29 protein-coding genes are annotated in these 25291 nt (G+C 63.8%); 17 read left to right on the forward strand and 12 right to left on the reverse strand.

The annotated features are described in order from the left end of the window. Positions 1 to 264 precede the first annotated feature (264 nt). From FJ414_RS02520 to FJ414_RS02540, 5 genes are all read left to right on the forward strand, one after another. Positions 265 to 1293, forward strand: coding sequence for an amino acid ABC transporter substrate-binding protein (locus tag FJ414_RS02520; protein ID WP_140640998.1), 1029 nt, complete (start codon positions 265 to 267; stop codon positions 1291 to 1293). A 62-nt stretch (positions 1294 to 1355) separates the two neighbouring features. After that, on the forward strand, positions 1356 to 2543 hold the full coding sequence (locus tag FJ414_RS02525) for an amino acid ABC transporter permease (protein ID WP_140641000.1): 1188 nt from the start codon (positions 1356 to 1358) through the stop codon (positions 2541 to 2543). A 4-nt stretch (positions 2544 to 2547) separates the two neighbouring features. Next, on the forward strand, positions 2548 to 3705 hold the full coding sequence (locus tag FJ414_RS02530) for an amino acid ABC transporter permease (RefSeq protein WP_140641002.1): 1158 nt from the start codon (positions 2548 to 2550) through the stop codon (positions 3703 to 3705). Between the two features lie 14 nt (positions 3706 to 3719). Next, entirely contained in the window at positions 3720 to 4523 is an 804-nt protein-coding gene (locus FJ414_RS02535; protein ID WP_095768430.1) for an amino acid ABC transporter ATP-binding protein, read from the forward strand. A gap of 274 nt (positions 4524 to 4797) precedes the next feature. Further along, positions 4798 to 5463, forward strand: coding sequence for a TIGR02117 family protein (locus FJ414_RS02540; protein WP_140641004.1), 666 nt, complete (start codon positions 4798 to 4800; stop codon positions 5461 to 5463). 158 nt (positions 5464 to 5621) lie between these two features. Here the strand turns inward: FJ414_RS02540 and FJ414_RS02550 are convergent, their stop codons facing one another. Together FJ414_RS02550 and FJ414_RS02555 are read right to left on the reverse strand one after the other, a co-directional pair. After that, on the reverse strand, positions 5622 to 6854 hold the full coding sequence (locus FJ414_RS02550; protein WP_140641006.1) for an FAD-dependent monooxygenase: 1233 nt from the start codon (positions 6852 to 6854) through the stop codon (positions 5622 to 5624). A gap of 29 nt (positions 6855 to 6883) precedes the next feature. Further along, on the reverse strand, positions 6884 to 7129 hold the full coding sequence (locus FJ414_RS02555; protein WP_027169907.1) for a zinc-finger domain-containing protein: 246 nt from the start codon (positions 7127 to 7129) through the stop codon (positions 6884 to 6886). 252 nt (positions 7130 to 7381) lie between these two features. Between FJ414_RS02555 and FJ414_RS02560 the strand changes: the two genes are divergently transcribed. Together FJ414_RS02560 and ppx are read left to right on the forward strand one after the other, a co-directional pair. Continuing rightward, positions 7382 to 9577, forward strand: a complete 2196-nt coding sequence (locus FJ414_RS02560; protein WP_140641008.1) for an RNA degradosome polyphosphate kinase — start codon at positions 7382 to 7384, stop codon at positions 9575 to 9577. Beyond that, on the forward strand, positions 9574 to 11109 hold the full coding sequence (ppx, locus tag FJ414_RS02565) for an exopolyphosphatase (protein WP_140641010.1): 1536 nt from the start codon (positions 9574 to 9576) through the stop codon (positions 11107 to 11109). The genes FJ414_RS02560 and ppx overlap by 4 nt, the downstream gene beginning before the upstream one ends. A 4-nt stretch (positions 11110 to 11113) precedes the next feature. On the opposite strand, the gene FJ414_RS02570 is transcribed toward ppx, so the two are convergent. The 4 genes from FJ414_RS02570 to FJ414_RS02585 all read right to left on the reverse strand — a co-directional run bounded on the left by FJ414_RS02570 (position 11114) and on the right by FJ414_RS02585 (position 14696). After that, positions 11114 to 11536 (reverse strand): DoxX family protein, encoded by a 423-nt coding sequence (locus FJ414_RS02570; protein WP_140641012.1) that lies wholly within the window; start codon positions 11534 to 11536, stop codon positions 11114 to 11116. A 171-nt stretch (positions 11537 to 11707) separates the two neighbouring features. Further along, positions 11708 to 12130, reverse strand: a complete 423-nt coding sequence (locus FJ414_RS02575) for a DoxX family protein (RefSeq protein ID WP_140641014.1) — start codon at positions 12128 to 12130, stop codon at positions 11708 to 11710. A 386-nt stretch (positions 12131 to 12516) separates the two neighbouring features. Next, positions 12517 to 13914, reverse strand: a complete 1398-nt coding sequence (gene fumC, locus FJ414_RS02580; RefSeq protein WP_140641016.1) for a class II fumarate hydratase — start codon at positions 13912 to 13914, stop codon at positions 12517 to 12519. A gap of 299 nt (positions 13915 to 14213) precedes the next feature. Further along, on the reverse strand, positions 14214 to 14696 hold the full coding sequence (locus FJ414_RS02585; RefSeq protein ID WP_140641018.1) for a cupin domain-containing protein: 483 nt from the start codon (positions 14694 to 14696) through the stop codon (positions 14214 to 14216). A 105-nt stretch (positions 14697 to 14801) separates the two neighbouring features. Between FJ414_RS02585 and FJ414_RS02590 the strand changes: the two genes are divergently transcribed. After that, positions 14802 to 15773: a LysR family transcriptional regulator gene (locus tag FJ414_RS02590; protein ID WP_140641020.1), complete on the forward strand. Its 972-nt coding sequence runs from the start codon at positions 14802 to 14804 to the stop codon at positions 15771 to 15773. A 73-nt stretch (positions 15774 to 15846) separates the two neighbouring features. On the opposite strand, the gene betI is transcribed toward FJ414_RS02590, so the two are convergent. Beyond that, entirely contained in the window at positions 15847 to 16461 is a 615-nt protein-coding gene (betI, locus tag FJ414_RS02595; protein WP_140641022.1) for a transcriptional regulator BetI, read from the reverse strand. A gap of 117 nt (positions 16462 to 16578) precedes the next feature. Here betI and choX point away from each other — a divergent pair, with 117 nt between their 5' ends. After that, positions 16579 to 17517, forward strand: a complete 939-nt coding sequence (gene choX, locus FJ414_RS02600) for a choline ABC transporter substrate-binding protein (RefSeq protein WP_140641024.1) — start codon at positions 16579 to 16581, stop codon at positions 17515 to 17517. Beyond that, positions 17514 to 18350 (forward strand): alpha/beta hydrolase, encoded by an 837-nt coding sequence (locus FJ414_RS02605; RefSeq protein WP_140641026.1) that lies wholly within the window; start codon positions 17514 to 17516, stop codon positions 18348 to 18350. The genes choX and FJ414_RS02605 overlap by 4 nt, the downstream gene beginning before the upstream one ends. 29 nt (positions 18351 to 18379) lie before the next feature. Here FJ414_RS02605 and FJ414_RS02610 read toward each other — a convergent pair whose 3' ends face one another. Together FJ414_RS02610 and FJ414_RS32070 are read right to left on the reverse strand one after the other, a co-directional pair. Further along, positions 18380 to 18979 carry a hypothetical protein gene (locus FJ414_RS02610; RefSeq protein WP_348639984.1) on the reverse strand — a complete coding sequence of 200 codons (600 nt, stop codon included), beginning with the start codon at positions 18977 to 18979 and terminating at the stop codon, positions 18380 to 18382. Further along, positions 18976 to 19107: a hypothetical protein gene (locus FJ414_RS32070; protein ID WP_348639985.1), complete on the reverse strand. Its 132-nt coding sequence runs from the start codon at positions 19105 to 19107 to the stop codon at positions 18976 to 18978. Before FJ414_RS32070 ends, FJ414_RS02610 begins: the two co-directional genes overlap by 4 nt. A 243-nt stretch (positions 19108 to 19350) precedes the next feature. Between FJ414_RS32070 and FJ414_RS02615 the strand changes: the two genes are divergently transcribed. Further along, entirely contained in the window at positions 19351 to 20010 is a 660-nt protein-coding gene (locus FJ414_RS02615; protein ID WP_140641028.1) for a TetR/AcrR family transcriptional regulator, read from the forward strand. A 49-nt stretch (positions 20011 to 20059) separates the two neighbouring features. Here the strand turns inward: FJ414_RS02615 and FJ414_RS02620 are convergent, their stop codons facing one another. Next, the gene (locus FJ414_RS02620) at positions 20060 to 20647 is read right to left on the reverse strand and encodes a hypothetical protein (protein ID WP_140641030.1); all 588 of its coding nucleotides are present in this window, start codon (positions 20645 to 20647) and stop codon (positions 20060 to 20062) included. A 155-nt stretch (positions 20648 to 20802) separates the two neighbouring features. Between FJ414_RS02620 and FJ414_RS02625 the strand changes: the two genes are divergently transcribed. Beyond that, positions 20803 to 21933 carry a metallophosphoesterase gene (locus FJ414_RS02625; protein ID WP_140641032.1) on the forward strand — a complete coding sequence of 377 codons (1131 nt, stop codon included), beginning with the start codon at positions 20803 to 20805 and terminating at the stop codon, positions 21931 to 21933. 57 nt (positions 21934 to 21990) lie between these two features. Here the strand turns inward: FJ414_RS02625 and FJ414_RS02630 are convergent, their stop codons facing one another. Then, positions 21991 to 22170, reverse strand: a complete 180-nt coding sequence (locus tag FJ414_RS02630) for a CsbD family protein (RefSeq protein ID WP_140641034.1) — start codon at positions 22168 to 22170, stop codon at positions 21991 to 21993. A gap of 161 nt (positions 22171 to 22331) precedes the next feature. Here FJ414_RS02630 and FJ414_RS02635 point away from each other — a divergent pair, with 161 nt between their 5' ends. After that, positions 22332 to 22991 (forward strand): glutathione S-transferase family protein, encoded by a 660-nt coding sequence (locus tag FJ414_RS02635; protein WP_140641036.1) that lies wholly within the window; start codon positions 22332 to 22334, stop codon positions 22989 to 22991. A gap of 104 nt (positions 22992 to 23095) precedes the next feature. Then, a complete protein-coding gene (locus FJ414_RS02640) occupies positions 23096 to 23851 on the forward strand; it encodes an SDR family NAD(P)-dependent oxidoreductase (protein WP_140641038.1) in 756 nt (251 codons plus the stop codon). A 52-nt stretch (positions 23852 to 23903) separates the two neighbouring features. Here FJ414_RS02640 and FJ414_RS02645 read toward each other — a convergent pair whose 3' ends face one another. Beyond that, positions 23904 to 24215 carry a hypothetical protein gene (locus FJ414_RS02645; RefSeq protein WP_140641040.1) on the reverse strand — a complete coding sequence of 104 codons (312 nt, stop codon included), beginning with the start codon at positions 24213 to 24215 and terminating at the stop codon, positions 23904 to 23906. 6 nt (positions 24216 to 24221) lie between these two features. Here FJ414_RS02645 and FJ414_RS02650 point away from each other — a divergent pair, with 6 nt between their 5' ends. The 3 genes from FJ414_RS02650 to FJ414_RS02655 all read left to right on the forward strand — a co-directional run bounded on the left by FJ414_RS02650 (position 24222) and on the right by FJ414_RS02655 (position 25208). Further along, on the forward strand, positions 24222 to 24629 hold the full coding sequence (locus FJ414_RS02650; protein ID WP_095768506.1) for a hypothetical protein: 408 nt from the start codon (positions 24222 to 24224) through the stop codon (positions 24627 to 24629). A gap of 1 nt (position 24630) precedes the next feature. Next, the gene (locus tag FJ414_RS31340) at positions 24631 to 24789 is read left to right on the forward strand and encodes a hypothetical protein (protein ID WP_181175604.1); all 159 of its coding nucleotides are present in this window, start codon (positions 24631 to 24633) and stop codon (positions 24787 to 24789) included. Positions 24790 to 24851: 62 nt separating this feature from the next. Next, positions 24852 to 25208 carry a YkgJ family cysteine cluster protein gene (locus FJ414_RS02655; RefSeq protein ID WP_181181504.1) on the forward strand — a complete coding sequence of 119 codons (357 nt, stop codon included), beginning with the start codon at positions 24852 to 24854 and terminating at the stop codon, positions 25206 to 25208. The last annotated feature ends 83 nt before the right edge of the window (positions 25209 to 25291 follow it).

The raw sequence follows: 25291 nt of genomic DNA on the forward strand, positions 1-25291 counted from the left end.
GCATCGCCTGCCGGTTTCATGTGCTCTTGTCCGCAATTCAGGCATTTGCGGCAATTGCTTTTCAAACCTCTCTGGAATCGGTCATTTCCCTTGACCTCACAGGAATAATCGCCTTCGATGCGTTTCGTGAATGGGAGGCAGCGCATCGGCAACCGATGCGGGTCCGGGAGTGGGCCTTGAAGTGGGAGCTGCGTTCACAAACGAAAAAAGATCAAGCGTCGCCTGGCGATAGGGGCGCCTGTAACAGAAAAGGGTCTGTGGGTCATGAAACACATTGCAATCGGCATTCTTGGCGCCGCCGCGCTCGGGTTCATGGCGTCCGCCGCTTCGGCCGGCACGCTCGATACCGTGAAGCAGAAGGGCTTTATCCAGTGCGGCGTCTCGACCGGCCTCGCCGGCTTCTCGGCGCCGGACGACAAGGGTGACTGGAAGGGCATCGACGCGGACTTCTGTCGCGCCGTTGCGGCCGCTGTCTTCGGTGACGGCTCCAAGGTCAAGTTCACGCCGCTCAGCGCCAAGGAGCGTTTCACCGCCCTGCAGTCTGGCGAGATCGACATCCTGTCGCGCAACACCACCTGGACCAGCAACCGCGACAGCGCGCTCGGCCTCGATTTTGTCGGCATCACCTACTATGACGGTCAAGGCTTCATGATCAACGCCAAGAAGCTGCCCGGCGTGAACTCCGCGCTGCAGCTTTCGGGCGCCGCCGTCTGCGTACAGAGCGGCACCACAACCGAGCTCAACCTCGCCGACTACTTCAAGAAGAACAAGATGGAGTACAACCCCGTCGTGTTCGAGAAGCTCGAAGAGGTCAACGCCGCCTATGACGCCGGCCGCTGCGATGCTTACACCACCGATCAGTCCGGCCTCTATGGCATCCGTCTGACGCTCTCCTCGCCGGCCGACCATGTCGTGCTGCCCGAGATCATTTCCAAGGAGCCGCTCGGCCCGGCCGTGCGCCAGGGCGACGACCAGTGGGCGCATATCGCGCGCTGGACGTATTTCGCGCTGCTCAACGCCGAGGAAGCCGGCATCACGCAGGCCAATGTCGACGAGATGAAGACGTCGACCGATCCGAACATCCAGCGCCTTCTCGGCACTGAACCCGACGGCAAATACGGGGCCGATCTCGGCCTCTCCAACGACTTCGTTGTCAACATCGTCAAGGCGGTCGGCAATTACGGCGAAATGTTCGAGCGCAATGTCGGCTCGGGCAGCCCGCTCAAGATCGCGCGCGGCATCAACGCGCTGTGGACCAAGGGCGGCCTGCAATACGGTCCGCCGATCCGCTGATTGAAACGTGATCCGGGAGGCAGATCGTCTGCCTCCCGGTTTCTCTTTCCAGGGGACGGTCCATGGCTTCGCAGGAAATTCTTCGCGGGGAGCCGAGTCGCGGCTCCTTCATCAATGACCCGAGAATACGCAGCCTGTTCTTTCAGACGCTGGTCGTGATCCTTCTCTTTGGCTCGATCTGGTGGATCGTCAACAACGTCATAGAGAACCTTCAGCGCCTGCACATCGCTTCAGGCTTCCAATTCCTCAGAAGCAGGGCCGGCTTCGACATTTCCGACACGCCGATCGCTTATACCTCTGACTCGACCTATTTCCGCGCGCTGGTCGTCGGTTTGCTCAATACGATCATCGTTGCCGTCGCCGGCATCGTGCTTGCGACCATCGTGGGCTTCGCCATCGGTATCGGCCGCCTGTCGCAGAACTGGCTGATCCGCAAGATCTGCACCGTCTATGTCGAGATATTCCGCAACATCCCGCCGCTGCTGGTCATCTTCTTCTGGTATTCCGGCGTGCTGGCCGTGCTGCCGCCGCCACGCGAGAGCATCCACCTGCCTTTCGGCTCCTTCCTCAACCAGCGCGGCTTCTATTTTCCGCGCGCCGTTTGGGGGGATGGCTCCTGGCTGATCGGCGTCGCACTGCTGCTCGCCATTGCAATGGCCTGGTTCGTCGCCCACAGGGCGCGACAGCGGCAGAAGGCGACCGGTCAGCAATTTCCGGTCTTCTGGACATCGGTCACGCTTATCGTCGGCCTGCCGGTGCTGGCCTACCTGCTTAGCGGCATGCCGCTCACGTTCGATTTTCCGAAGCAGTCGACCTTCAACCTGACCGGTGGCTTCTGGGTCAAGCCGGAATTCCTGTCGCTGTTGCTGGCGCTCTCCTTCTACACGGCGGCCTTCATCGCCGAGATCGTGCGCGCCGGCATCAGGGGCGTCAGCAAAGGCCAGAGCGAAGCAGCGGCGGCACTCGGCCTCCGCTCCGGTCCGATCCTGCGGCTTGTGGTCATCCCGCAGGCAATGCGCATCGTCATCCCGCCGCTCACCAGCCAGTATCTCAACTTGACCAAGAACTCCTCGCTGGCGATCGCCATCGGCTATCCGGACCTCACCGCGACCGCCGGCACGGTCCTCAACCAGACCGGCCAGGCGGTGGAGGGCGTGTTCATCATGATGATCGCCTATCTGGTGCTGAGCCTTGTGACGTCCTTTGTCATGAACATCGTCAACGCCAGAATGGCGCTGGTGGAGAGGTAGGGCCATGCAGGAACACGATATGTCTTGGGTGCGCACCGAGATGGCGCTTGCGCAGCCGGCCCCGCCTACCGAACGCGGCGCCTATGCCTGGGTGCGCAAGAATCTGGTCGGTTCGGTCGGCGACACCGTCCTCACAATTCTCGGCATCGCCATCGTGCTGTGGATCCTTCCACAGGTCATCAGCTGGGCTTTCCTCAATGCCCAGTGGACGGGGCCGGACCGCACCGTCTGCACCACCGTCACACAAGGCGGCATCCAGCCCGACGGTTGGACCGGCGCCTGCTGGGCCTTCGTCAACGCCAAGTTCGGCCAGTTCATGTTCGGCACCTATCCGATCGAGGAGCGCTGGCGGCCGATCCTGGTCGCCATCCTGTTCGTGGTGCTGTTGGTGCCGATGCTGATCCCGCGCGTGCCGGGCAAAAGACTGAACGCGATCCTGCTTTTCGCGGGATTGCCGGTCGTCGCCTTCTTCCTGCTGCTCGGCGGTGTGTTCGGCCTGCCGGCTGTCGAGACCGCGCGCTGGGGTGGGTTGCTGGTCACGCTCAGCCTTTCTTTTGTCGGCATTGCGGTGTCGTTGCCGCTCGGTGTGATCCTGGCGCTCGGCCGGCGCTCGAAGATGCCGATCATCAAGGTGCTTAGTGTCATATTTATCGAGACGGTGCGTGGCATCCCGTTGATCGTGGTGCTGTTCTTCGCCAGCGTCATGCTGCCGCTGTTCCTGCCCGTGGGCGTCACCTTCGACAAATATCTGCGTGCGTTGATCGGCGTGTCGCTGTTTGCCGCCGCCTATATGGCCGAAGTGATTCGTGGTGGCCTGCAGGCGATCCCGAAGGGCCAGTATGAGGGCGCCGACTCGCTCGGCCTCGGCTACTGGCAGAAAATGGGCCTGATCGTGCTGCCGCAGGCGCTGAAGCTGGTCATCCCCGGCATCGTCAACACCTTCATCGGCATGTTCAAGGACACCAGCCTGGTGCTGATCATCTCGATGTTCGACCTGCTCGGCGTGGTGAAGCAGAATTTCGCCGATGCCAACTGGGCGACGCCGCAGACCGCGAAGTCCGGCCTGATCTTTGCCGCCTTCGTATTCTGGCTGTTCTGCTTCGGCATGTCGCGCTATTCAATGTACACCGAACGCCGGCTCGACACCGGCTATAAACGATAAAAAGGGAACAGGTTATGGCCACCGAAAACGCCGTCAGCGCGGAAGAAATCAAGGTCAACGCCGCCAAGATGCACATCTCCACTACCGATGTCGCCATCGACATCGTCGGCATGCACAAATGGTATGGCGAGTTCCATGTGCTGAAGGACATCAACCTCAAGGTGATGCGCGGCGAGCGCATCGTCATCTGCGGTCCGTCCGGTTCCGGCAAGTCGACCATGATCCGCTGCATAAATCGGCTGGAGGAGCACCAGAAGGGCAAGATCATTGTCGACGGCAAGGAACTAACCAACGATCTGAAGAAGATCGACGAGGTGCGCCGCGAGGTCGGCATGGTGTTCCAGCATTTCAACCTGTTCCCGCATCTCACCATCCTCGAGAACTGCACGCTGGCGCCGATCTGGGTGCGCAAGATGCCGAAGAAGCAGGCCGAGGAGATCGCCATGCATTTCCTCAAGCGCGTCAAGATCCCGGAGCAGGCCAACAAATATCCGGGCCAGCTCTCGGGCGGTCAGCAGCAGCGTGTGGCGATCGCGCGCTCGCTGTGCATGAACCCGCGCATCATGCTCTTCGACGAGCCGACCTCGGCACTCGATCCGGAGATGATCAAGGAAGTGCTGGAGACGATGGTGGGGCTGGCGGAAGAGGGCATGACCATGCTGTGCGTCACCCATGAGATGGGCTTTGCCCGCAAGGTCGCCAATCGCGTGATCTTCATGGATCAGGGCCAGATCGTCGAGCAGAACACGCCGGCCGAGTTCTTCGATCATCCGCGCCATGAGCGCACGAAGCTCTTCCTGTCGCAGATACTGCACTGAGGCGGAGCCCGGTAACAGGTTGCTCGGAGGTTGCTCGAACCACCCCTCGGCTTCGTCATTCTAGGGCGAAGCAAGGAGCGAAGCGACGCGGCGCAGACCCTAGAATCCATGCTGTGACATCGAGGTGTTGCTGCGGTTCAGAATTCTGCACCGTCGCGCCCTACGGCAGAGGTCACGGCATGGACCCTCGGGTCAAGCCCGAGGATGACGAAGTCACGAACGGGTTCGGCCAATCTCGAGAGCTGCGACAAATGTGGCCGACTTACCGCGCCTGATGCGAAAATTCCTGCGATATCTGGCAATGTTCGTCGCAGCGGTGGTGCTTGCCGCCGCGCTCGGCACGCTGGTGCCGCGCCCGCTCTGGCCAGCCGCCGCCCGAGGCGAGGGGACGCGGCACATATTGGTGCTGAGGAACCCGATCCACACCGACATCGCCGTGCCCCTCGATGATGGCGTGCGCCGGCGCTTTGCCTTTCTCGCCGACGCCGGTCTGCCGATCGAGGCGCCAGGGGCGCGCTACATCGTCTTCGGCTGGGGCGGCCGCGCCTTCTATCTGGAGACCCCGACATGGTCGCAGCTGAAGGCCGCGCCGGTGTTGAAAGCGCTCACTATCGACGCTTCGGTGATGCATGTCGATGTCGCCGGCGCGATCAAGGAGCAGCATCCCGCCGTCGCCGGCTTCGACATCGACGAAGCGCATTTTGCGGCGCTGCTCGACCATATCGCGGCGAGTTTTCGGCAGGGGCCGGGTGGCCCGATGGCGATCGAGAATGCTGGGTATTCAACCTTCGACCGCTTCTACGAAGCCAACGGCCATTTCAACGCCCTGGTCGGCTGCAACACCTGGACGGCGGCTGCGCTGCGCACCGCCGGCCTGCGCACGGGATGGTGGAACCCGCTGCCGGTGACGCTGTGGTGGTCGTTGCGGTTGTATGATTAATGCATGTCGCGCAAAAGTGTGCAGCGGTTTTGCGATAGCGACATGCATGAAAACAAAGGCTAAAGCGCGTCGCCTGAATCCGCTTCAGCGCGACGCGCTTTAGTAGCAATTGGCGAGCGCCTCGTTCCTTCGCCCCGCCTATCCGGTCGTCTGCCGCTCTACCGCCTGACCACCTTCCGCTCCTCCCAGCCATAGAGCCAGTCCAAGTCCGCGACGAGCTTCTCCGCCGGCCGCGTCGCCAGCACCAAGTTGCGGACGATCGCCACCGGTCCCCTGGCATGCCAGGCCAAGCGATTGAGCGCGCCGCGTTTCAGCACTTTTTCGACGCGCGGCCGTCTGAGATTCTCCCAAACCGTCAGGCTCTGCCTTGGATCGCCCGGAAAATCGGCGACCAGATTGGCGAGCATCGAGGCGTCCTCGATCCCCATCGCCGCGCCTTGGGCCGCGAACGGCGTCATGGCATGCGCGGCGTCACCGATCAGCGCGATGCCGTCCGGCGTTGCCCAGCGGCGCTGCTCGACCGTGTGAATGGGGAACGCCGTCCAGGGGCCGGCGAGTGCCACCAGCCTCGACAGTGCCGCCGCCGTGCCTCGGATGGCGCCTGAGAGGATCGCAGGGTCCGCATGACCGGACCAGCCTTCGGCGATGCGCTCGCCCTTGGTGAAGGCCGCAAGGTTGAAGGCGCGGCCCTTGCTCACCGGATAGGCGACCATGTGGAAGCCGGGATGCAGGAAGGTGGTGACGCAGTTTGCGGCGCCGATTTGCGCAAAGGCCTGGCCGGCGGCACTTTCCGCAGGGACCGTCGCGCGCCAGGCGAGCTCACCCGAAAAGCGACTCGCCGCAAAGCCGGCCGTCCTGGCAAGCCCCGCGCGAAGCGAAGACCAGACACCGTCCGCTCCGATCAGCAGGCCGCCCGTGACACTCGTCGTTTTGCCGTCGATCTCGACCGTCGCGGTCACGCTTTGCGGGTCGAGGGCGATGCCGCTCACGCGCGCCCCGGTGACAAGCTCTATATCTGGCCAGTCCGCAGCCGTGGCCATCAGCGCTGCCTGCAGGTCGGCGCGGTGCGCCACCAGATAGGGCGCGCCCCAGCGTTTTTCTCCGGCTTCCCCAAGCGGCACACGCGCCAGCTCGCGCAGGCTTCCCGCGTCCTTCAGCACCACCGCTTGCGGCCGGATCGCGTTGGGCAGCAGGCGGTCGAGCACGCCGAGCCGGCGCAGGATGCGGGTCGCGTTGGGGGAAAGCTGGAGGCCGGCCCCGGCCGCTTCGAGTTGCTTTGCCTGCTCGAACAATTTTACCGGGAAGCCGCGCTCGGCAAAGGCAAGCGCCGCCGTCAGCCCGGCGATGCCAGCCCCGGCGATGACGATTTGCCGGGACCGTGTTTCAGCCATGATCTAGCAGTCGTTCATGATCTGCAGGGTCAGGCGGCCTGGTCGACATAGAGGCAGCCGGCCGGCTGCGTTTCCGTCGCCTTCAGCGACGGCGAATAGCGATAGAGCGTCGAGCAGTAGGGGCAGACCTTCTCATTGTCGTCGCCCATGTCGAGGAACACATGCGGATGGTCGAAAGGCGGATTGGCGCCGGTGCACATGAATTCCTTGACGCCGATCTCGATGACCGGGTGGCCCGCGTCGTTCTGGAAATGGGGAATGCTGCCGCCTGCCATCGTCGTCTCCAATTGGGTTCGGCCAGTGGGTGTGACCAGTCTGCATCTGGAGCATAACAGGTCCGTTTGCAAGATCGATGAAATCAAACTGTCGCAAAAGGCTGGCAGAGGATAAGTTGAGCCGGTTAAGCGCATGGGGCCGGTATCGGAGCGATTCCGTGACGATCATGCGTCACAAAGACATGTTAGAGCGTCGTTGAACGGCAATATGCGGCGCCTCCTAGGGACGGCTGCGGGCAAGAGCGGGAAACCATGAACGAACTGAAGCCTGTGCAGAGCGAGTTCATCACCGTCGAGGCGGCAAGCCCGGACGGCGGCAATCCCGACCGTTTCGTCAACCGCGAGTTCTCCTGGCTGCAATTCAACCGCCGCGTGCTGGAGGAATCGCTGAACGAGCACCACCCGCTGCTCGAACGCGTCCGCTTCCTGTCGATCTCGGCAGCCAATCTCGACGAATTCTTCATGGTCCGCGTCGCCGGCCTTGCCGGCCAGGTGCGGGAGGGCATCGCGCTGAAAAGCCCTGACGGCCGCACGCCCGAGCAGCAGCTCGAGCAATTGCTGCGCGAGGTCGAGCGCCTGCAGGAGGACCAGCAGAAGAGCCTCTCGGCGCTGATGGTCCTGCTCAACAAGGAAGGCATCGAAAGCATCACCCGCGATGCGCTGACCAAGGACGAGAAGGCCTGGCTGGAGGAGCATTTCCAGGAGCAGGTTTTCCCGGTGCTGACGCCGCTGTCGATCGACCCGGCGCATCCGTTTCCGTTCATTCCCAATCTCGGTTTTTCCATCGCCCTGCAGTTGCGCCATCGCAAGAATGGCGAGGAGATGAGCGCGCTGCTGCGCCTGCCGGTGGCGCTCAAGCGTTTCATCCGCCTCCCCGACCGCAAGAACCATGTCCGCTTCATTCCGCTGGAGGAAGTGGTCGGTATCTATATCGGCAAGCTTTTCCCCGGCTACGAGGTCAAGGGCTCCGGCACGTTCCGCATCATCCGCGACAGCGACATCGAGGTCGAGGAAGAGTCGGAAGACCTGGTGCGCCTGTTCGAAACGGCGCTGAAGCGACGCCGGCGCGGCTCGGTGATCCGCATCGAGTTCGACACGCTGATGCCGGCCGCGTTGCGGGACTTCGTCGCCGGCGAGCTCGGCGTCTCGTCGAGCCGCATCAGCGTGCTCACCGGTCCGCTGGCGCTCAACCAGATCTCCGAGATCGTCGCCATTCCGCGCGACGACCTCAAATTCACGCCCTACAATCCGCGCTTTCCCGAGCGCATCCGCGAGCATGGCGGCGACTGCTTCGCCGCCATCCGCGAGAAGGACATCGTCGTCCATCATCCATACGAGTCCTTCGACGTGGTGGTGCAGTTCCTGCGCCAGGCCGCCGCCGACCCGGAAGTGGTGGCGATCAAGCAGACGCTCTACCGCACCTCCAACGACAGCCCGATCGTGCGCGCTCTGATCGACGCCGCCGAGGCCGGCAAGTCGGTCACGGCACTTGTCGAGCTCAAGGCGCGCTTTGACGAGGAAGCCAACATCCGCTGGGCGCGCGACCTCGAACGCGCCGGCGTGCAGGTCGTGTTCGGCTTCCTGGAGCTGAAGACCCACGCCAAGATGTCTTTGATCGTGCGCCGCGAGGATGGCCGGCTGCGCAACTATGTGCATCTCGGCACCGGCAACTACCACCCGGTTACCGCCCGCATCTACACCGACCTGTCCTTCTTCACCACCGACCCGACGATCGCGCGCGATGTCGCGCAGCTCTTCAATTTCATCACCGGCTATGCCGAGCCCGCCGAGGAGATGCGCCTTGCCGTATCGCCCTTCACGCTGCGCAACCGCATCCTGAAACACATCTCGGACGAGATCGTCCATGCCCGCGAAGGCCGACCGGCGCGCATTTGGATGAAGATGAACGCGCTGGTCGATCCGACCATCATCGACGCGCTTTACGACGCCAGCCGCGCCGGCGTTGAGGTCGACCTCGTCGTGCGCGGCATCTGTTGTCTGCGGCCGCAGGTGCCGGGTCTTTCCGAGAATATCAGGGTGAAATCGATCGTCGGCCGCTTCCTCGAGCACAGCCGCATCTTCTGCTTCGGCAACGGCCACGGCCTGCCGTCGGACGAGGCGGTCGTCTACATCTCGTCGGCCGACATGATGCCGCGCAATCTCGACCGCCGCGTCGAGACCCTGGTGCCCATCACCAATCCAACTGTGCATGAACAGGTGCTTGGCCAGATCATGCTGGGCAACATCATGGACAACCAGCAAAGTTTCGACGTATTGGCTGACGGCACCTCCCGGCGCGTTGTGCTGGAGGAAGGCGAAGAACCGTTCAACGCGCAGGAATATTTCATGACCAATCCGAGCCTCTCCGGACGGGGCGACGCGCTGAAATCGCATGCGCCCAAGCGCATCGCCCAGTTCAAGCGCCGCAAGAAGAACGGCGCCGCGTGATTGCAGTTTCCCAGGGCCGGCTTCAGGACCGGCGGCCGCTGTCGATCATCGACATCGGATCGAACTCGATCCGCCTCGTCGTCTATGAGGGGCTGGCACGCTCGCCCACGCTTCTGTTCAACGAAAAGATGCTGGCCGGCCTCGGCCGCGGCATCGTTTCGACGGGCAAGCTCGACCCCGAGGCGGTGACGCGGTCGATGGAGGAATTCCGCCGTTTTCGCGCGCTTTCCGATCAAGCCGGCGCCGAGCATATGTATGTGCTGGCCACCGCGGCGGCGCGCGAGGCAGGCAACGGCCCCGATTTCATCCATCGCGCCGAGGACGTTCTGAAAACCGAGATCCGCGTGCTCACCGGTCGTCAGGAAGCCTATTATTCAGCGCTCGGCGTCATTTCCGGCTTCCATCCGGCCAACGGCATCGCCGGCGACCTTGGCGGCGGCAGCCTCGAACTGATCGACATCAATCGCGAAACGATCGGCGAGGGCATCACGCTGCCGCTCGGCGGCCTGCGCCTGCAGGATATGGCGAAGAACTCGCTCGTCCAGGCGCAGAAGATCGCGCGCCAGGAACTGGCGCGGGCAAAGCTGCTCAAGGGCGGGCAGGGCAGGGTCTTCTACGCCGTCGGCGGCACCTGGCGAAACCTCGCCAGGCTGCACATGGAGATGACCAACTACCCGCTTGGCGTCATGCACAACTACGAGATTTCGGCCGATAGCGCGCAGGCTTTCCTGAAGCAAGTGGCCAAGGGCGAGGTCGAGAAGGTGAGGGGCATCGAGGGCGTCTCCAAGAACCGCCGCTCGCTGCTACCCTACGGCGCAGTCGTGCTGCAGGAGATCATGACGGCGATGCAGCCCTCGAAGATCGTCGTTTCGGCGCAAGGCGTGCGCGAGGGGTTCCTCTATTCGCTGCTCGACGCCGAGGAACAGAAATCCGATCCGCTGATCTCGGCCGCGGAGGAACTGGCGCTCTTACGCTCGCGCTCGGTGCACCATGCGCATGACCTGGTCGAATGGACCGGCAAGGCGTTCAAGGCCTTCGGCATCGACGAGACGGAGGACGAGGCGCGCTACCGCCACGCCGCCTGCCTGCTCGCCGATATCGGCTGGCGCGCGCATCCCGAATATCGCGGCAGGCAGTCGCTCAACATCATCGCGCACGCTTCCTTCATCGGCGTCGACCATCCGGGCCGTGCCTATCTGGCCCTGGCCAACGCATACCGCCATGACGGCATCTTCAACGACGGCATCGCGCCGGAGATCAAGGCGCTGGCGCCGCCCAGGCTGCTCGAGCGCGCCCGCGTCCTGGCGGCGATGATGCGCGTGGTCTATCTGCTCACCGCGGCGATGCCTGGCGTAATGCCGCGGCTGAAATGGGAAAGCCGCGGCAACGGCGCGCTGGCCCTGGTGCTGCCGGCCTCGCTTTCCGACCTCTATGGTGAGCGCCCAGCCGGCCGGCTGGCGCAACTGGCACGTATCACCAACCGCCGCCTCGTGCTGGCGGTCGAGGGCGGGCCGAGCGTTTCGGTGAAATAACGGATCAGGTGACGTCGGCGCCGATCCCGAACCCACGCCCGTCAGCCGACCATGCGCCGGCGCCGGCCATGGCGAGCGCCAGGAAGCCGCCGGCAATGGCGACGTCCTTCATCAGCATCTGCTGGTGTAGGAAGGCGAGGGTCGCATCTCCACCGCCTTGGCCGTAATGGCCGATGAAACCTGCAACCACACAGAAGGCGGCAAGCAAAAGCGCCACGATCCGCGTCTGGAAACCGACAAGGATCAAAAGCCCGGCAATCAGCTCGAACAGGCCTGTGCCCCAGGCGGCCAAGGTCGGAAGCGGCAGGCCGAGGCCCGTGAAATAGCTGATCGTGCCGCCGATATTGGTGAGCGCCTGGAAGCCCGACGGCACAAAGAGCGCGGCCAACAGAAGCCGTGAGACCAGAAGCAACGCGTTGCGAAACATGGCCAACTCCCTTGCCGGCGTATGAGGCCGGCTGCCGCTGCAGTCTACGCCTGCAACGAAAAAGCGGCGCGGAAAATTCCGCGCCGCTTGCGTTTAGGGCTTGGGAGGGGAGCAATTCCAGGAAAAGTGTGAAGCGGTTTTCCGTCTGGAATTGCGTCAAACAACAGTGCCTCAGGCGCGCTTTGCGTCGATCGAATAAGCGCCGGCGCCGGACGAGGCGAGCAGCAGGAAACCGCCGGTGATGGCGAGGTTCTTCATGAAATGGATCATCTGGTTCTGATCGGCCCAACCGGTGTGGGCGACAAGAGCGGTCGCAATGGTGAAGATCGCAAGCACCCAAGCGGCGATCCGGGTCTGGAAACCGAGGAGGACAGCGAGCCCGCCAAGCAATTCGATCAGGCCGACGACAACGGCCGTCACGGTCGGCACCGGCAGACCCATCGCGCCGAAATAGCCGGCGGTGCCGGAAATGGCGGTGAGCTTGCCGAAGCCGGAAAGCAGGAAGATGGCCGCGAGCAGGATGCGGCCGAGCAGGATCGTCGTGGAGCTGTTGGACTGGGCGCCGGTACCGGCGATGGAAGAGTTGATGGACATGGCGGTTCTCCGAATGGGTTGAATACCCAGTCAGATAGACGATGTGGACTGTTCACTAAAAGCCGCCTATGTGGTGACACATTGTTCACAGAAAGATGTTTCGACATTTGCCCGGGCGGGCGCGAAAATCATGTCGGCGGATTGGTTGGAGGGAGTAAACTGTGCTGCCGCAAAATCCCTATCGCTTCGTCATCCACGGGGGAAGCAAGGAGCGAAGCGACGCGGCGCAGACCCGAGGATCCATTCCGTGACTTCAAAGCAGCCGCCGCGGTGGAGATTCTGCTCATGGATTCCAGGGTCTCCGCGACGGAGCCTTGCTTCTGCTTCGCCCTGGAATGACAACATCGGTTGCGGCAGCCTGCAACTGTCGAATGGGGGAGCTGTGCTTACCCCGGATGCGTCATGTCCTCCGGCCGCACCAGCCGATCGTAATCGGCTTCGCTGACCAAGCCGGTGGCCAAGGCCTCCTCGCGCAAGGTCGTGCCGTTCTTGTGCGCGGTCTTGGCGATCTTGGCGGCGTTGTCGTAGCCAATGGTCGGCGCCAGCGCCGTCACCAGCATCAGCGAGCGCTCGAGTGCTGCCTTGATGTTGTCCTCGCGTGCCTCGATGCCGATCACGCAATTGTCGGTGAAGGAGACGGAAGCGTCGGCAAGCAGCTGCACCGACTGCAGGAAGTTGTAGGCCATCAGCGGATTGTAGACATTGAGCTCGAAATGGCCCTGGCTGCCGGCGAAGGTGAGCGCTGCATTGTTGCCGAACACCTGCACGCAGACCTGTGTCAGCGCCTCGCACTGGGTCGGGTTGACCTTGCCGGGCATGATCGAGGAACCCGGCTCGTTTTCCGGAAGCGACAGCTCGCCGAGGCCCGAGCGCGGGCCGGAGCCGAGCAGGCGGATGTCGTTGGCGATCTTGAACAGCGCCGCCGCCGCCGCGTTGATCGCGCCATGCGAGAATACCATGGAATCGTGTGCCGCGAGCGCCTCGAACTTGTTCGGTGCGGTCACGAAAGAAATGCCGGTGATCGAAGCGATGCGGTCCGCCACCTTTTCCGCGAAGCCGACCGGCGCGTTGAGGCCGGTGCCGACGGCGGTGCCGCCCTGGGCCAGCTCCTGCAGCCCGGGCAGCGTCTGCTCGATGCGCTTGATCGAGGAGGCAACCTGCGCGGCATAGCCGGAAAATTCCTGGCCAAGGGTCAGCGGCGTGGCGTCCTGCGTGTGCGTGCGGCCGATCTTGATGATGTGATTGAAGGCGCGGGCCTTGGCGTCGAGCGCCTTGTGCAGATGATGCAGCGCAGGGATCAGGTGATGCACGACCCGCTCGGCGCAGGCGATGTGCATGGCCGTCGGATAGGTGTCGTTCGACGACTGGCTCATGTTGACGTGGTCGTTCGGGTGCACCGGCTTCTTCGAACCCATGACACCGCCGAGCATCTCGATCGCCCGGTTGGAGATCACCTCGTTGGCGTTCATGTTGGACTGCGTGCCCGAACCCGTCTGCCACACGACCAGCGGAAAGTGCTCGTCGAGCTTGCCGTCGATCACTTCCTGCGCAGCGTCGACGATCGCCTTGCCGATGGCCGGATCGAGCCGTTTCATCTCCATGTTCACTTCCGCCGCGGCACGCTTGACGATGCCGAGCGCGCGCACGATCGAGGCCGGCTGCTTTTCCCAGCCGATCTTGAAATTGCCCAGCGAACGCTGCGCCTGCGCGCCCCAGTAGCGGTCGGCCGCGACCTCAATGGGGCCGAACGTATCGGTTTCGGTTCTGGTCTTTTCAGCGCTCACGGCAAGTCTCCGTCTGTCGATTTGGGCAAGGGCGTATCGCGTTGCACAAACCGCATCAAGCGGAGATTGCGGGCGGGGAAGATGCAAATCGGTTGAAGGGCGCGCCTCTTCCTTCTCGCTCTGGGCGAGACGGCGGTGACGGCCAATCTCCCCCTCGTGGGAGATGCCCGGCAGGTCAGAGGGGGGCGCGAAGGATCACGGCGTTTGGAAATCCTTCGGGCTGTTTCGAACAGGAGCGAAGGGCTGGCGGGACAGCACCCTCTCTGGCCTGCCCGCCATCTCCCCCACAAGGGGGGAGATCAGCACCCCAGCGGCGGCCCGACAATATCGATGCCGTTCTTGGCGCACAGGCTCGTCAACACCTCAATCATCTCCGGCGTCGGCGCTGCCGCCGGCGGCAGTTCGGCTCGCTCCGCAGGGCGACTAGCCTTGCGCACCATCGTCTCGAAATCCGAACCGCGCGTGACGGTGAGCGTATGGGCGCCTTCGAGAGACTCGACCTTGTAAGTGTGCGGCAGGCCTTTCGGAGCGAGCACCGTTTCGCCGGCGCCGGCAAGCCGCTCGCGGCCGTCGACGACAAAACGTATCCGGCCTTCGAGGATATGAAACACCTCGTCCTCATTGCGGTGCACGTGCAGCGGCGCGGAATCGCCGTAGGGCTGGCGGTGCTCGATGATGCAGATGCCGTCCTCGCCGTCGGCCGACGAAACCTGGATGGCAACGAGCGTGTTGTTGAACCAGAGGAGTTCCTTGCCTGCGATCGTCGTGTTGATCATTGTCATCATTGCTCTCCCTTGTTGAGTGCCGACAAAGCGGCTTCGACGGCGACCTAAGCAAGGACGAGCCGGTGATGGAAATCGAATGATCGTATGGGGCGGATTGATGCGATGAATTTGAACGCGCTCGACCTCAATCTGGTGAGGGTGCTCGACGCGCTGCTGCGCGAGAAGAGCGTGACGCGCGCCGGCGAGCAGATCGGCCTCAGCCAGCCGGCTGTGAGCGCCGCGCTCAACCGCCTGCGCCATGCGCTCAACGACCAGCTCTTCGTGCGCCGCGGCAACGACATGGTGCCGACGCCTCGCGCCGAAAGCCTGGCGGAGCCGGTGCGCGCGGCGTTGCGCGAGATCGAGCGCGCCTTTCAGCCGGCGACCGATTTCGATCCGGCAAGGCTGGAACGGACCTTCACCTTCATGGGCGCGGATTTCTTCTCAATGCTGCTTATGCCGCCCTTCGCCGCGCGCATTGCGGCGGTGGCGCCCGGCGTATCGTTCCGTTTCCTCGACAGCGCCATCGGCGACGTCTCGAAGCTGTTGCAGGACGATCGGATCGACCTTGCGCTGGAGCGCCCGCTGGAGGTCGCGGAGTGGGTCTCAAGCGTGGCGCTGTTCGGCTCGCCTTTCGCCATTGTCGCGGCGAAGGACAACGCCGCGCTCGGCCAGGCCGGCATCGCCGAGGGCGAAGAGGTGCCACTCGACCTCTTCTGCGCGCTGCCGCATGCGCTGCGCTCCATCGATGGATCGATGTCGGGCTTCACCGACGATGCGCTGGGCAGGATGGGCCGGGCGCGCCGCGTCATGCTTGCTTTGCCGCACTTCCAGGCCGTCGCGCTGGCCGTGGCGAACGGGCCTTATCTGGCCGCGGTTCCAACGCAGTTCGCTGTAGCGGCGGCAAAATCCCTGCCGATCGGCATCTATCGGGCGCCGATCCCGATACCATCGCCGGCGGTCAGAATGTACTGGCACGCCCGCCGCGATGATGAGCCACCGCATCGCTGGATCCGCGAGCAGATACTCGATGAGGTGGGAACGCTCGGCTTCAAGGACTGGGACGGCACCGCAAGTGCTCTCCCGGGGGTATAGCTGCCGTTGGAGCGGGAGTGCAGCGCCGAGCAACGCGGACGGTCAAGCGCGGGAGCGATCGCCGGTATGAACCTTATCCGGCCGAGGCTAACCCGACCGGCGCGGGCTGGCGCAGGCCCAGCCGGCCCGCGACGAAATCCTTGACCTGGCGCACGGCCTGTTCGCGCGTGACGCTGCCCGGCTGCAGGCCGAGCCTGAGCCATAGGCCGTCGATCAAAGCGGTGACGCCAAGCACGATCTCCTCCGCCAGTTCCGGCGAAGCGAGGCCGCGCAGGCCGGACAACAGGTTCGAGCGCATGCGCGCGTGGATGACTTTCTGGATGCGCGCCAGCTTCTCGTCGCGCGGCACCTCGGCGCAGAGTGACAGCCAGGCATGGCAGAGCGGCGGCAGGAACAAATGCTCCTCGAAATTGCCCTCGATCACCGCGTCCAGCCGTTCCATCGGCGTCCGCGCTCGCTGAAGCCGGGCCACCACGGCGTGACAAAGCACGGCGTTGGCTTCGCGCATGGCGTGCTCGAACAGCTCCTGCTTGTTGCGGAAATAATGCAGCACAATGCCCTTCGAGGCGCCGGCCTGGGCCGCGACCTTTTCCAGCGTCGCGCCGGCGATGCCTTCTCGCTCCAGAACGGCGAAAGCCGCCTGCCGCAATTCCTTGCGGCGTATGTCGCTGAGACGCGTGAGTTTCACCGGGTCGATCCTCGCATGACGAATCTATGTTGACATTTTCGTCCGTTCAGATCAACAATTGACCAATGGGACAATAACATGACCAAATGGTCAATGGCCGATACGAGGAGAACCGGAATGTTGCGCATGCTTGCGAATGGCGTCTGTGTCGCGGCGCTGATGCTGGCTTCCCAGGTGGCTGGCGCCGCCGAGGCCGAAGGCTGCAAAGCGGTTCGCATGGCCGAGCCCGGCTGGAACGATCTCGCCTTCACCACCGGCGTGGCCAAGGTGCTGCTCCAGGCGCTCGGCTACGAGCCGCAAAGCGAAGTGCTCGGCATCAACGTCATCTATGAAGGTATGAAGAACAAGGACCTCGACCTGTTCCTCGGCTACTGGGATCCGGCGATGGTCACCTATTACGAGCCCTACAAGAAGGACGGCTCGATCGAGAATGTGCGCGTCAACCTGGTCGGCGCCAAATACACTTTCGCCGTGCCGACCTATGTCTGGGATGCCGGCGTCAAGGACCTGTCGGACCTGCACAAGTTCGCCGACAAGTTCGGCAAGAAGATGTATGGCATCGAGCCCGGATCCAATCAGCTCATGATGGACGCCATTGCCGATCCGCAATACGGCCTCGACGGCTGGCAGGTGGTGGAATCGAGCGAGGCCGGCATGCTCTCGGAGGTCGGCTACGAGATCAAGGAGAAGCAGTTCATCGTCTTCCAGGGCTGGGCGCCGCATCCGATGAACACGATGTACGACTTCAAATATCTGACCGGCGGCGACAAGTTCTTCGGCCCGAATTTCGGCGCCGCCACCGTGACCACCCAGGTGCGCAAGGGTTTCCTGCAGGAATGTCCCAACGTCGCAAAGTTTCTGAAGAACCTTGCCTTCGACATCGACATGGAAAATGTCGGCATGGGCTACCTCATCAATGACGGCATGAAGCCGGAGGACGGGGCGCTGAAGTCGATCGCCTTGCACAGGGATCGCCTCGATGCGTGGCTGGCCGGCGTCACCACCTTCGATGGCAAGCCCGGCCTTGCCGCGGTCAAGGAAAAGCTCGGACTGTGAGGCCGGCGCGATCGGAGTCTGAGGAGCGGGAGGTAGAGCAGGCCGCCTGGGCCGGGCGCAAGCGCATCGCCGAGGTCGGCGGTCTCGACCTTGCCTATGTCGAGATCGCCGGTTCGGAGCCGCCGCTTGTCCTTGTGCATGGCTTCACCGACACCAGCCGTAGCTTCTCGCTGCTGGCGCCGCATCTTCCCGGCCGCCGGCTTATCATGCCGGACCTGCGTGGCCACGGCGGCTCGCAGGCGGGCGAGGGCTGCGGCGTCGCCGATTTCGCCGACGACATTGCCGGGCTGATCCGGCGCCTGCGGCTCGACCGGCCGGTCGTCGTCGGGCATTCGCTGGGTGGCATGGTGTCGATCGCGCTGGCCGCTCGGCATCCGGAACTGGTCGGTGGGCTGGTGATCGTGGCCAGCACGCTGAGGCCCGATTTCGGATCGCATCACCAACTGATCGATGGCGTGGCAGCGCTTCGTGATCCGATCTCGCCGTCCGATCCTTTCTATGACTGGTGGCATGCCTGCCGGCCAGGTGTGCCGCGGGCCTTTCTCGCCGGCCTCGCGAAGGACGCGTCCGCGATTCCCGCGGCGCGCTGGCGCGCCATTCTCGAAGAAGTCCGCCGCACCGATCTGACCGCCGCGGCGCGGGCCGTGCAGGTCCCGACACTGATCATCGCCGGCGGGCGCGACCCGCTCTTCGGCGCGGCGCACCAGCACACACTGACCGGGGCGCTGGCCGGATCGCGCCTGGTGTGGGCACAAGATTGCGGTCACAACCCGCATTGGGAAGACCCGGCCTTTGTCGCCGAGGCAATAGCGGGCATGCCGCCGGCCGCATGACTATCTCAGCAGCGAACGGGCCGTAGGCGTCAGACGCAACGTCTCTGCCGGCTTTGTGGAAGCGGCTTGCAAGGCTTCATGGATCGCCCGCCATGCCGGCGAAGCGGCGAGGGCGGCCCGACGGCCGGCGTGGGCATCGCCATCGTCGAACCCTGCGACGATGACGAAGACGTTTCAGCGGCACGCACGGGTAAACGCGGAAAGGTGTTTTCGGCATGCTCGCTGACGAAGGCGCCGAGCAGCCGGGTGCCATTTGCCGCGAGCAGCGGGACCGCCTCCGCCTCGAAACGCCCGGCAAAACCGGCCTCGGCGCCTCGCTGCAAATGATGAATCGAAATCTCAACAAAACCAGGCAAACGCCTTCCGCCGTTCATACTTTCAGCTTCGGCGGCTGTCGGCCGCTGTAAGTCTGAGAGGTCGAACTCCGCACCCCGCCATGCCGGTTTGAGCAACAACACGTTGTCGGAATCGATCATCGTCGCATTGGCGGCATCTCGATGCGCCGCCCAGACGGGGCCGCCATAGAAGGCGCTCAGCGCGTCCTTTCTCGTCTCCATATCCTCGAAACCGCGCAGCCAGACGAACATGTCGGGGCGGTCGAGATCGCGGAACTGGCCGATGACGGTCATGCCGTCGCTTCCTGCGTTTCGACGAACTCCCGATCGAACAGCGCGATCAGCGTTTCGCGCTGCCCGGGCTTCAGCGTGTATTGCCGAAGCTCGACGACGGGTGAGGCAAGGCGGGAAGGTCGGTTCATGGTCAGAAACTCAAAACAGGGTGATCATCCTGTTTTATAAACAGACCGGTTGTCCTGTTTTGTCAATCTGGTATCGTGGTTTTTCCCTTCTCCCGTTGCGGGAGAAGGTGGATCGGCGCGCAGCGCCGAGACGGATGAGGGATGTTCCAGCGGAGTGAGACGCTGGCTTTCCCCGGGGCACCCCTTATCCGCCCTCACTTCGTTCAGGTACCATCTCCAACAAGCGGAGATGGGGAGATCGCCATGGCGATACGCAAGAAACGCACAAACGACCCGGAAGGCATGCGCCGGCGCGTCCTCGACGTGGCGGAGGACTCCTTCCAGGCGCGCGGCTATCACGCCTCGAGCCTCGGCGATCTGATGGCCGCGGCCGGCGTCACCGGCGGCGCGCTGCATCACCATTTCCCGACCAAGAAGGCGCTGGCGCTGGCGGTGATCGAGGAACGGGTGGCGGCGGCGGTCCAGGAGACCTGGATCGATCCGGTGCTGGCGGCATCCTCGGCCCGCGAAGGCGTGCGGGCCGTGTTCGAGGCGGTGGCTGCGGAGCTGCAGCAACAGGGCTATGTGCGCGGCTGCCCGCTCAACAACCTGGCGCACGAGCTGTCGCTGGCCGACGATGAATTCCGCCTGGCGCTCGCCAGGATCTTCGCCGGCTGGCGAAGGGCGATCGCCGATAAGATCCGGGCCGACCAGCTGGACAGCGGAAAGGGCGGGACCGATCCCGATCGCTTCGCCGCGCTTGCGGTGGCTGCTTATTCCGGCGCCATGTCGATGGCCAAGACGTCACAGGATGCAGGGGTGCTGCGGGAGTGTCTGAGGGCGCTGGAAGGTTTCGAGCCATCGCAGAGCGGGTTGACGGCAAAGCGGCGGCGTCGCGTGTTGCCGCGGCGGATGATCGGTTGATGCCGGCGGGGCACAGGCGTGAAGGATCGCGTCGTTTGACAATTACACCTCACTCCCTCAACGGCTTGATCGTCTCGAATCCCACCTCGCTCTGCGCGCTCGTCCCCTCATCGTACCGCCGTGCCAGCACCGCCTGCAGGTCGGGCGAGTAGAGCGCCGTGAACGTGTCGATCACGTTGCCCGTATCGCCGGTGATCGTTTCGCCGACGACGAGCACGTTGTATTTGCAGTCGCCGAGCTTGTAGGTGTCCTTGCCCTTGACGGCCAAAGCCAGTGTCTCGGTGCCCTTCGGCGCCTTTTTTGAAGACAGTCGCACGAATTCGGTCTTGCTCTTGGCGCCCGCTTTCAGCGGGAACAGCTTCTTGAGGTCGCCGAGCGGGATCATCGACAGCCGTCCGGTGTCACTGTCGCGGAACACTTCGATCAGCCCGGCATAGAGATACTGCGTCTGCGGCGAGTCCGATTCATACTTGTTGGCGACCGCGACCATGCCGCCGGACGCCGGCCGGAATTCGCTGCGGATGCCGGCCTTTTCGAGCGCGAAGCCGGCTTTGGCGGTTTTTGCGTCCACGCAGTCCGCGGCCTGCGCGGCGCCGGCGAGCATGGCGAACGCCATGCCGGTTATCAGGATTTTCATGCCTTCCTCCGCTGGATGCATGTGCCAAAGCAATGACAGACCCCCGCCGCGCTGTCGACCCAAGAGCTTGTCATGCCTTGGCATGAAAAGTCTCCAGGCGCTGGGCCGGGCATTGAACTGGACGAGGCGGTTCAAGGGTGTTTAATCGGGTGACGATGAATCGCTCTTCGCCAACAACCGTTTCGCGCCGCATCTTCATGGCTCGGTTGGGCGGCCTCGCTGCCGCCGGGGTCTTTCCGCGCGTGGCCTTCGGCCAGACGGGCCGGCGCATCCAGCCGGTCGACGCCACCTTCCTCTTCATCGCCGATATCCATGCCTGCCGCATGGCGAGCGGGCTCAGCCCCAACTGCCTGCAGGAAGGCAAGACCGATGCAGCGCTTCTGCGCAACGTCGCGGCCCTGAACGCCATTGCCGACAAGGAGTGGCCGGCCGAGATCAACGGCGTTTCCACCGGGCTGCATTCGGCCGGCACCCGCATCGGCACGCCGCTCGGCCTCGTCACTGGCGGCGACATCACCGACGATGGCGGCGGCCAGGTCACCGAGCCCAGCGAAGGCACACAGCTTCTGCAGTTCTCCCAGCGCTATCAGGAAGGCGTCGGGCCGGACCGCGTTCACATCCCGGTCTATGTCGGGCTGGGCAACCACGATCTCGACCAGAACGGCTCGCCGCCGCATGTCGACTGGTATCGCCGCGAACTGCGCGACTATGTCGAGGTCAACCATCGCCCCGGCGTGTTCTTCAAGCCGCCGGTGCCGGCGACCGAATATGACGTCGACACCGACTGCTATTCCTGGGACTGGGGTGGCCTGCATCTTATCCAAACGCACCGCTTCGCCGGCGACACCGGCCATGGCGCGCCGAGCAGCCTGCCTTGGCTGAAGCAGGACCTCGCCACCTATGCCGGCGACGGTCGTCCAGTGATCTTGTTCCAGCACTATGGCTGGGACACTTTCTCGATCGAGCGCTGGGATCCGGTGAAACGCACATACGATGACGACGGCTCCGGCCGCCCGCACTGGTGGGGCGAGGCGGACCGCCAGGCGCTGCTGGCCGCGATCAAGGGCTATAATGTCATCGCGGTCTTCCACGGCCACCAGCACGAAGTGCCGATGATCTACCAGCGCGACGGGCTCGATATCGTCAAGCCGAAGGCGGCCTATATGGGCGGCTTCGCGCTGGCGCGCGTGACGGCCGACAAGCTGGACGTGGTGCTGGGCGAAGCGGCCGGCGACCACGGCGAGATGGTCTTCACCAACGCCTTGGCCAAGCAATTCCAGACATGAAAAGGCCGCCTCGCGGCGACCTCCATAGTCCTGTCGTCAAGGCAAACTGCTGAGCGGTCAGAACGCCCTTTTGACCTTGTCCTTCACGTCGCCATAGCCCTTCTGCACCTTGCCGGCGAGCTTGTCGGCAGCGCCTTCGACCTGGGTCCGCCGGTTGCCGGTGGCCTTGCCGGCCGCCTGCTTGACCGAACCCTTCATTTGCTTGGCAAGACCGGCGACCTGATCCCTGTTCACCATGCGCGCATCTCCTGGATGGAGCCTGGATGCGAGAACCGCATCTCGCGTCCAAACGGACGCGGAGTTTTTTGGTTCCGCAAACCGGCGGCGCGACAATGACTTTCGGCTCGAAGGTGAAGCGGTTAGGTTTGCGCCGCAACCAGCATCAAGAGAGGTCAATCTTGGCGGAATTCACCCTCTATATCGGCAACAAGTGCTTTTCGTCCTGGTCGCTCAGGCCATGGGTGGCGATGAAGCACCTGGAGATCCCTTTCGAGGAGGGCTTCGTGCGGCTGCGCACGCCGCAGACGGCCGCCAACCTCGCCAAGGTGTCGCCGACCGGCCTTGTGCCGGTTTTGAATCATAAGGGCAGGATCGTCTGGGAAACGCTTGCCATCCTTGAGTATCTTGCCGATCTCTACCCTGGGAAGAAGCTCTGGCCGGAAGACCTCGGCGCCCGTCAACTGGCACGCTCGGTGGCGACCGAGATGCATTCCGGCTTCCGCGAGGTGCGCTACGGCTGGCCGATGAATCTGCGCCGGCCGAAATCCCATAAGCCGCTCGATGCCGAGGGCGAGGCGCAGCGGACGAGGATCGAAGCGATCTGGCGTCGGTGCCGCGAGCAATATGGTGACGGCGGCCCGTTCCTGTTCGGTCATTTCACCGCGGCCGATGCGATGTATGCGCCGGTGGTGACGCGCTTCGACACCTATGGCGGTGAGCTGGCGCCCGTCACCCGCGCCTATGTCGATGCGGTATTGGCGACGCCCGCGATGCGTCACTGGTATGCGGAAGCCGCCAGGGAGCCCTGGCCGGAGCCCGGGCCGCACGAACAGGATTGAGCGCGGCCGGGTCCGCAAATTGCGTCGACTGCGCTGATGGGGGACTTCAAGCCCTGGCGGCGCGGCCTATGTGAAGAAGCGGGCCGGGCTCCTGGAGATTTCTCATGACCACCGCAAATTCAATACTCACGGGCAAGGTCGCCCTTGTCACCGGCGCTTCGTCCGGCATCGGCGAGGCCACCGCTGTGGCCCTTGCCGCGGCCGGCGCGAAAGTCGCGGTCGCCGCCCGTCGTGCCGATCGCCTCGAGGCACTGGTTGCGCGCATCGAACAGGCGGACGGCAAGGCGCGCGCCATCGAAGCCGACATCGCCAAGGCCGGCGACATCACCGCGATGGTCGACAAGGTCATATCCGAGTGGGGACGGCTCGACATCCTCGTCAACAATGCCGGCGTCATGCTGCTTGCCCCCGCGGCCGAAGCCGATCTCGACGACTGGCGCCAGATGATCGAGCTCAACCTGATCGGGCTGATGGCGACGACCAAGGCGGCGCTGCCGCACTTGAAGGCTTCGAAGGGCCATATCGTCAACGTCTCCTCGGTGGCCGGCCGTGTCGCCAACCCGGGCGCGGCCGGTTACGCGGCGACCAAATTCGGCGTGGTGGCTTTTTCGGAATCGCTGCGCCGGGAGGTCTATGCCGACAAAGTGCGCGTCACCGTCATCGAGCCGGGCCTTGTGCGTACCGAACTCGGCGATCACATCACCAACGCGCAATCCAAGGCCGGCCTCGAACACCGTCTCGCCACGATGGAAGCGCTGACCGCCGAGGATATTGCGAACGCCATTTTCTATGCCGTCAGCCAGCCGCCAAGGGTCAACGTCAACGAGATACTTATCCGTCCGACAGATCAGGAGCGCTGAGCAATAGAAAACGCCTCTCGCGCGTGTTACGGCGCGGGAGGCGCTTTTGCCGTCAACCGTTCTCGATTGCTCGTGAATTGCCGACGGCTTGAGTAGAAACGGCTTGCCATGACATTGGTTCCGCAGCCGACGAATTTTTTTGTCCTTTTTGCGGATAGTCCCAAACGCCCGCCACGATGTGATAGGAATGCTGCAAGGCCAGGGATGCGGACGTCCGCAATTTAATCTGACGCCATGTTGCTTTGTGCGTGGTCATGGCCGAAAGACGCTCTGCCATTTCGGCATCAGCCTCCGGGCAGGAGAAGATTTTGACCGCTATCTTGAATGAATCATGTGGGCAGGCCTTGCCGAAACCGGCAGGCACACGCTGATGGCCGCCAAACGCGTGCCATCAACGCCGATCGCCGCCGATGCGACCATCGCCGACATGGTCGACACCCTTGACAAGCCGATCGAATATGTTCGCCGAGTGCTGGAAAGGCTCGAACGCTGCAAGCGCGCGCATGGCGATGCCCAGGTGCGCGTTGGCGTGCGCGGCCGCGCCGAAGCCCCGAACTACCTGATCGAGTATGTGCGGGAAGACGCCAAGACCCGTCAGCGCACCAGCTATCAGGATGCCGCCTACAGCGGCAGCACGCATCGTGAGCTGGCGCCGCACCACATCGAGGATGCCAGGAACTGGTCGCCCGAGGAAATGAACATCACCGCGGTCTCGGCGCTGATCGGCCGCTTGCGCAACCCCAATGCGCCATCATCGCGCTTTTCTGACGAGGACTGACATGGCCATAAAATTCTCCGCCAAGGACCAGCCGGCAGCTCCGCCCGCCACTGCCAAGCCAGCCAAGCCGGCGGCGAAGCCGGATGCGTCCGCAGAGGTTGCGACCGATCTGTTCAAGTCGTCGGCCGAAGCGCCGGCGCGCAAGACCAGAAAGAAGTAGCGCCCTTGCCGCAGGACGCCGGTCGCACAGCCAGGCCGCTCGGGCTGCCCGGTCAGTCCTTGGTGTCTGTCGACGAGGATGCCGGTACGGTCGACGTATTCGATTGCCAGAGCTGCGGCGCCTGCTGCTCTTATTCGGCCGACTGGCCGCGTTTTTCGACCGAGGATGACGAACAGCTCGACCGCATTCCGGCCGAGCTGGTAGCTGCGGACCAGTCCGGCATGCGCTGCGAGGGCGGCCGATGTTCGGCGCTCACCGGCGAGGTGGGCAAGCACACGGCCTGCGGCATCTATGATCTCCGCCCCGATGTCTGCCGCGCCTGCATGCCGGGCGGTGACGACTGCCTGATGGCGAGGGCAGCGCATGGGCTCGAACTGCCTATCTCCCCGCTTGTGGGAGTTGAGGACTGGTCCGCCTAGCGGACGCGAAGCCAAGTGCTTGGCTTTGCGGAGGACGAAAACCCGGCAGGGCAGAGGGGGGGCGCTGTCCCGTCGGCGTCTCA

This window comes from Mesorhizobium sp. B3-1-6, from assembly GCF_006439555.1.
GTDB lineage: Bacteria > Pseudomonadota > Alphaproteobacteria > Rhizobiales > Rhizobiaceae > Mesorhizobium.